This window comes from Halochromatium sp., from assembly GCF_054919635.1.
The window spans coordinates 1-7,471 of record NZ_JBUDPI010000175.1 but is presented as its reverse complement, the minus strand read 5'-3'; the positions used below and the strand labels follow the sequence as shown (position 1 = coordinate 7,471).

The 7,471-nt window shown below is 62.6% G+C and carries 5 protein-coding genes; all 5 read left to right on the top strand.

Annotation, left to right across the window (positions count from 1 at the left end; genetic code table 11):
• The coding region (locus ACY693_RS11430; protein WP_462321952.1) for an excinuclease ABC subunit UvrC at positions 1 to 1,255 on the top strand (1,255 nt) is incomplete at its 5' end.
• A gap of 275 nt (positions 1,256 to 1,530) precedes the next feature.
• On the top strand, positions 1,531 to 4,167 hold the full coding sequence (gene gyrA, locus ACY693_RS11425) for a DNA gyrase subunit A (protein ID WP_462321951.1): 2,637 nt from the start codon (positions 1,531 to 1,533) through the stop codon (positions 4,165 to 4,167).
• 54 nt (positions 4,168 to 4,221) lie between these two features.
• A complete protein-coding gene (gene serC, locus ACY693_RS11420) occupies positions 4,222 to 5,301 on the top strand; it encodes a 3-phosphoserine/phosphohydroxythreonine transaminase (protein ID WP_462321950.1) in 1,080 nt (359 codons plus the stop codon).
• A gap of 5 nt (positions 5,302 to 5,306) precedes the next feature.
• Positions 5,307 to 6,488: a phosphoglycerate dehydrogenase gene (locus ACY693_RS11415; RefSeq protein WP_462321949.1), complete on the top strand. Its 1,182-nt coding sequence runs from the start codon at positions 5,307 to 5,309 to the stop codon at positions 6,486 to 6,488.
• Between the two features lie 63 nt (positions 6,489 to 6,551).
• Positions 6,552 to 7,471: chorismate mutase (gene pheA, locus ACY693_RS11410; RefSeq protein WP_462321948.1), on the top strand; the 920-nt coding region annotated here is incomplete at its 3' end.

Here is a 7,471-nt window from a genome sequence, read left to right as displayed (position 1 = left end):
GCTAGCGTTCGAGCGTGCGGCCCTGCTGCGCGATCAGATCGCGACCTTGCGGCGCATCCAACAGCGTCAGTATGTCACTGGCGAAGGCGGCGATGTCGACATCATCGCTGCGGTTGAAGAGGCGGGGACGGTCTGTGTGCAGGTCTTCTTCATCCGCGCTGGGCGTAACCTCGGCAACAAGGCCTTCTTCCCGCAGGTGCCTGAGGACGCTGACCAGGCTGCGGTGCTCTCGGGCTTCCTGGCGCAGTTCTACGTCGACAAGGAGATCCCGCCCGAGGTGCTGCTGAACGCAGAGCCCGATGAGTCCGAGTTTCTCACCACGGCGCTCAGCGAGCGGGCGGGTCGGCGAGTGGCGCTGAAGCACCGGCTGCGCGGCGAGCGTGCGCGCTGGGTCGAGATGGCGGTCCATAATGCCGACCTGGCCCTCAAGGCACGGCTTGGTAGCCGCGCCGGTTACGCCCGTCGGCTCGAGGCGCTGCGCGATCTGCTCGACCTCGACGACCTACCGCGGCGCATGGAATGTTTCGATATCAGCCACACCCGTGGTGAGCTGACGGTTGCCTCCTGTGTCGTCTTTGATGACGAGGGACCGCGCAAATCGGACTATCGGCGTTTCAATATCGAGGGCATTACCCCGGGTGATGATTATGCGGCGATGGAGCAGGCACTGCTGCGCCGTTACCGGCGGGTGCAGTCGGGCGAGGTGCCGCTGCCCGATCTGCTGTTCATCGATGGCGGCAAGGGCCAGCTCAGCGCGGTCGCTAGCGTGCTCGATGAGCTTGGAATCGACGGCGTGCGACTTGTTGCTGTCTCCAAGGGACCGGATCGAAAGGCAGGCGCCGAGCAATTGTGGCTCGCAGAGGGTCTGATTGGGGACCGGCTTGTGGATCGGGCTGGTGATCGGCCTGGGGAGTGCGCTGGGGGGCGGGCAGGGGAGTCGGCTGCTCCCGGGGCGCCCATCATCGCTGGTGCTGATTCGCCGCCCTTGCATCTGGTGCAGCAGATCCGCGACGAAGCGCACCGGTTTGCGATCACTGGACATCGGCAGCGGCGCGATAAGGCGCGCAAAACCTCGACCCTCGAGGGCATCCCTGGTGTTGGTCCAAAGCGTCGCCAGAATCTGCTCCGCGCCTTTGGTGGGCTGCGCGGGCTAGTCCGCGCGGCGCCGGAGGAGATCGCCCGCGTTGAGGGCATCAGCCAAGACTTGGCGCGCCAGATCCATGCTGCCTTGCATGCAGAGGGAGGGCGCGCTTAGCCCACATTCGGTGTCGCGCTTGGTGAAACAGGCCGCTGAGCCTGATGCTGAAGGGCTCTCGGTGGTATGATAATGGGCTTTTACTGATCGCGGCCCTGATGACCGCACCGATGACCGCATAGGGCCGCATGCCGGCCCGCTTGATCTTGCCGTCCAGCCATCGGCTGGTCCGATCGAGGCCTGGTTCTTTGCCTTTCGCTCGGTGACCGGTGCGACCTAACTGCTCCTCGCCAAGCGCCTTAACCACCCCCGTCCCAGGAAGTCTACACAGAGCGATGGCCGATTTCGCCAAAGAGATCCTCCCGGTCAATCTCGAAGACGAGATGCGCCAGTCCTACCTCGACTACGCGATGAGCGTCATCGTCGGGCGGGCGCTACCGGATGTGCGCGATGGCCTCAAGCCGGTGCATCGGCGCGTGCTGTTTGCAATGCACGTGCTGGGTAACGACTGGAACAAGCCCTACAAGAAGTCGGCCCGTGTGGTCGGTGATGTCATCGGTAAGTATCACCCACATGGTGACACCGCGGTCTATGACACCATCGTGCGCATGGCGCAGCCGTTCTCGATGCGTCACATGCTGGTCGATGGCCAAGGCAACTTCGGCTCCGTCGATGGCGATTCACCAGCGGCGATGCGCTACACCGAGGTGCGCATGGCGCGTATTGCGCACTCGCTGCTCGACGATCTTGACAAGGAGACGGTCGATTTCATCCCGAACTATGACGAGTCCGAGCATGAGCCAACGGTCCTACCAGCGCGCTTTCCGAATCTGCTGGTCAATGGCGCTGCGGGTATTGCGGTTGGGATGGCGACCAATATCCCGCCGCACAATCTTGGCGAGATCATCGATGCCTGTCTCGCCATCATCGATGATCCGTTCGTCGAGATCGAGCGATTGATGGAGATTGTGCCGGGTCCTGACTTCCCCACCGCGGCGATCATCAACGGCATTCGCGGCATCCGCGAGGCCTACCGGACTGGCCGCGGGCGCATCCGGCTGCGTGCGCGCTCGCATCAAGAGACCGAGAAGCGCAGCAAGCGCGAGGCGATTGTCGTCACCGAGCTGCCGTATCAGGTCAACAAGGCGCGCATGCTCGAGAAGATGGCCGAGCTGGTGCGCGAGAAGAAGCTCGAGGGCATCGCCGAGCTGCGCGACGAGTCGGACAAGGACGGCATGCGGGTAGTGATCGAGGTCAAGCGCGATCATTACCCGGACGTGGTGCTGAACAATCTCTATCAGCATACCCAGATGCAGACCGTGTTCGGCATCAATATGGTCGCCCTGGTCGACGGTCAGCCGCGTACGCTGAATCTGAAGCAGCTGCTCGAGTATTTCCTGCGCCATCGCCGGGATGTCGTCACCCGTCGGACCATCTACGAGCTACGCAAGGCGCGTGATCGCGCCCATCTCCTGGAAGGCTATACGGTCGCGCTCGCCAACATCGATGAGGTCATCGCGCTGATCAAGGCCTCGGCGAGCCCGGCCGATGCTCGCGAGGGGCTGATGGCCCGCGATTGGGCCGCTGGGGCTGTGGCCGGGATGCTCGAGCGGGCTGGCGCTGCGGAGACCCGGCCGGATGATCTCGAGGCCGGCTTCGGGCTGCGCGAGGATGGGCTCTATCGGCTTAGCGAGCGCCAGGCGCGAGCGATCCTGGACCTGCAGCTGCAGCGTCTGACCGGGCTCGAGCAAGACAAGATCATCAAGGAGTTCGAGGATATCCTCGACAAGATCGCTGATCTGCTCGCGATTCTGCGCGATCCGGACCGTCTGATGCAGGTCATTCGTGATGAGTTAACGGCGATTCGCGATCAATACGCGGATCAACGCCGAACCGAGATCGTCGAGGACCAGGCCGATATCTCGCTGCTGGACCTGATCGCACCCGAGGACGTGGTGGTCACGCTCTCGCACGCCGGCTATGTCAAGGCGCAGCCGATCTCTGAGTATCAGGCGCAACGCCGCGGTGGCAAGGGCCGCAGCGCGACCAAGACCAAGGATGAGGACTTCATCGATCGGTTGTTCGTCGCCAACTCACACGACACCGTGCTCTGCTTCTCGAGCCACGGCAAGGTCTACTGGCTCAAGGTCTACGAGCTCCCGCAGGCCAGCTACGGCGGCCGTGGCCGCCCCATCGTCAACCTGCTGCCGCTGGAGAAGGACGAGCGCATCAATGCGACCCTGCCGGTGCGCGAGTACGAGGAGGGCAGCTTTGTCTTCATGGCCACCAGTAAGGGGACCGTCAAGAAGACGCCGCTTGCTGAGTTCTCGCGGCCCCTGGCGCGCGGCATCATTGCCATCGATCTGCATGAGGACGAGTATCTGATTGGCGTCGCGGTGACAGACGGTCGTCAGGACATGATGCTGTTCAGCTCGGCGGGTAAGGCGGTGCGCTTCAATGAATCCGAGGTGCGCTCGATGGGCCGAACCGCCCATGGCGTGCGCGGTATCTCGCTTGGGGAAGACCAGCGCGTGATCTCGCTGCTGGTGGCCGAGCCTGGCACGGTGCTGACGGTCGGCGCGAACGGTCAGGGTAAACGCACCCCGGTTGAGGAGTTCCCGACCAAGGGACGCGGCACCAAGGGCGTGATCTCGATGCGCATCGGCGAGCGCAATGTCGAGCAGGTGGGTGCTGTACTGGTCCGACCCGGTGATGAGATCATGCTGATCACCGAATCAGGCACCCTGGTGCGCACTGGCGTTGATGATATCTCCATCCTGAGCCGCAACACCTGGGGCGTGAAGCTCATCAATCTGGGCGAGAATCAACGCCTCGCGGGCATCGAGCGGATCATTGCGCTCAATGGCGATGAGGATGAGGTCGGCCTCGATGACAGCGCCTCGCCAGCCGATGGGCAGCCTCGCGAAGACCCCTCCGCGGATGGCGCCGGCGAAGAGGGCGATGCCGACTGAGTCGCCTCCGTATCCAACCCGATTGAAACTAGAAGCCAGAAGAAGGTACCGCTGATGTCTCGACCCTATAACTTCAGCGCCGGCCCGGCAATGCTGCCAGAGCCCGTGCTCCGCCAAGCCCAGGAAGAGATGCTGGACTGGAATGGCAGCGGCATGTGCGTGGCCGAGATGAGTCACCGTGGCAAGGAGTTTATGAGTATCGCCGAGCAAGCCGAGCAGGATCTGCGCGAGCTGCTAGCGATACCGGACGGCTACCGCGTCTTGTTCCTCCAGGGCGGTGCGTCGAGCCAGTTTGCGATGGTCCCGCTGAATCTGGCCGTCGCGGCGGCTAAGGCCGACTATTTGAATACCGGCAGCTGGTCGAAGAAGGCCATCGCCGAGGCGCATCGGTTCTGCGCGGTGCATATCGCCGCTAGCACCCAGCCCGAGCGCTTCGTACGGGCGCCGAAACAGGACGAGCTGATGCTCTCCGACGATGCGGCCTATCTGCACTACACGCCGAATGAGACCATCGAGGGCGTCGAGTTCCCTTACGTCCCTGAGTCGCGGGCGCCGTTGGTCGCGGACATGTCGTCGACGCTGTTGTCGCGACCGGTCGATGTCTCACGCTATGGGGTGATCTACGCCGGCGCGCAGAAGAATATCGGCCCGGCCGGGTTGACAATCGTGATCCTGCGCGAGGATCTGATCGGTGAGCCGCATACCGGGACGCCGACCATGTTCGACTATCGGATTCACGCCGACAGCGGATCGATGTACAACACGCCTCCGACCTATGCCTGGTATTTGGCTGGACTGGTCTTCCAATGGTTGAAGGACCTCGGCGGACTCGAGGCGATGGGTACGATCAATCGTCGCAAGGCCGAGAAGCTCTATGCCGCGATCGATGGCTCAAGCTTTTACGCCAACCCGGTAGAGCCGGCGTCACGCTCCTGGATGAATGTCCCATTTACGCTGGCTGATCCTGGGCTCGACGCGGACTTCCTGGCCGGGGCCAAGGACGCTGGTCTGCTGACACTCAAAGGGCATCGCTCGGTCGGTGGCATGCGTGCAAGCATCTACAATGCGATGCCAGAAGCGGGTGTCGATGCGTTGATCGCGTTCATGGCTGAGTTTGAGCGCACTAATGGGTGATCGGGATGTACAAGATTCAGACGCTGAACAACATCTCGGTGGCAGGTCTCAATCGGTTGCCGCGCGAGCAGTATGAGATCGCTTCCGAGCTTAGCCATCCCGATGCGATCCTGGTGCGCTCGGCAAAGATGCATGACCTTCCGGTCCCCGATAGCGTGAAGGCGATTGGCCGCGCTGGCGCCGGCGTGAACAACATCCCGGTGCAGGCGATGACCGAGCGCGGCATTGCCGTGTTCAACGCGCCGGGTGCTAACGCGAACGCCGTCAAGGAGCTGGTGCTCGCCGGCATGCTCCTAGCTGCGCGGCACATTGCGCAAGGCTGGCAATTCGCGCGCGAGCTCGAGGGCGATGATGCCGTGATCGGCAAGGCGGTCGAGGCCGGCAAGAAGCAGTTCGTTGGCTTTGAGCTGCCAGGTCGGACCCTGGGCGTAATCGGGCTAGGGGCAATCGGTGTCTTGGTCGCCAATGCGGCGCGTGCGCTGGGGATGAAGGTCGTTGGCTATGATCCCAGCATCACCGTGCGCAGCGCTTGGAAGTTGGAGGCAGACGTCGAGGCGGCGCTGTCGATCGATGATCTGGTCTCGCGCTCTGATTTCATCAGCTTCCACGTTCCACTGACCGACAAGACCCGTCACATGATCAACGCCGAGCGCATCCAAAGCATGCGTGACGGCACGGTGCTGCTCAATTTTTCGCGCGATGGCATCGTTGATGACGATGCGGCAGTGACGGCACTCGATAGCGGGAAGCTTTACGCCTATGTCTGTGATTTTCCCAGCAACCTGTTGAAGGGGCATCCGCGCGTGGTCGTCTTGCCCCATCTTGGTGCTTCCACCTGCGAGGCCGAGGAGAACTCTGCGGTGATGGTCGCCGAAGAGGTGCGCGCCTATCTTGAGGACGGCAACGTCAGCAATTCGGTCAATTTTCCCGAGATCTATCTGCCGCGCAATGGTGGCCATCGCATGGCGGTCGTCAATCGCAACGTCCCAAACATGCTCGGACAGATCTCGACCGATCTCGCCGAGGATGGCTTGAACATCATCGATATGCTGAATCGCTCGCGCGACGACCTGGCGGTGACCTTGATCGATATCGACAAGCCCTCGCCGGAAGAGACCCTGCAGCGGATTGCGCGCATCGATGGTGTGCTCTCGGTGCGTAGCCTGCCCGATCCGACGCAAGGTTAAGCGCCTCGCCAACCAAGGCCCTTGAGCGGAGTTTCCCTTGACCAGCAAGCCCTGCCGGCGCTCATGACCAGCGACGATCAGCTCCAACAGGTGCGCGAGCGGATCAATGCGATCGATGCCGATCTGTTGCGGCTGATCTCCGAGCGCGCCACCTGTGCGCAGGATGTCGCTAAGATCAAGGATGCCCACGGCGAATCGGTCAAGTATTACCGTCCGGAGCGCGAAGCCGAGATCCTGCGTCGTATCAAGGCAGAGAACCCAGGGCCGCTCGGCGGCGAGGAGATCGCGCGTCTGTTTCGCGAGATCATGTCGGCCTGTCTGGCGCTGGAGAAGCCGCTCAAGGTCGGTTATCTCGGGCCTGAAGGCACCTTCACCCAAGCCGCTGCGCTCAAGCATTTTGGCCATTCGGTTCAGGCCCAGCCGTTCGGGGCGATCGGCGACATCTTCCGCGAGGTGGAGGCGGGTGCCTGCGACTATGGGGTGGTTCCGGTTGAGAACTCGACCGAAGGGGTGGTGAACCATACCCTGGATATGTTCATGCGCTCGCCACTGCTGATCGCTGGCGAGGTCACCCTGCGCATCCATCATCATCTGCTGTCGAAGGCGCAGGATCTCAGCACCGTGCAGCGAGTGTATTCGCACCAGCAATCGCTCGCCCAATGCCGTGGTTGGCTGGATCGTTATCTGCCGAATGCGGAGCGGGTAGCCGTCAGCACCAATGCCGATGCCGCAAAACTGGCGGCGGCCGCTGATGATGCGGCGGCGGTGGCGAGTGAGGCGGCCGCTGAGCTCTACGAGCTAGGGGTGCTCGCCCAGCGCATCGAGGATGAGCCGGGCAATACCACGCGCTTCCTTGTGATCGGGCCCGAGGATTCGCCGCCTAGCGGGCATGACAAGACCAGTATGCTCTTGTCTTGTCGCAATGAGGCCGGTGGCCTGCATCGGCTGTTGACACCGTTCGCAGAACAGGGCCTCAGCATGAC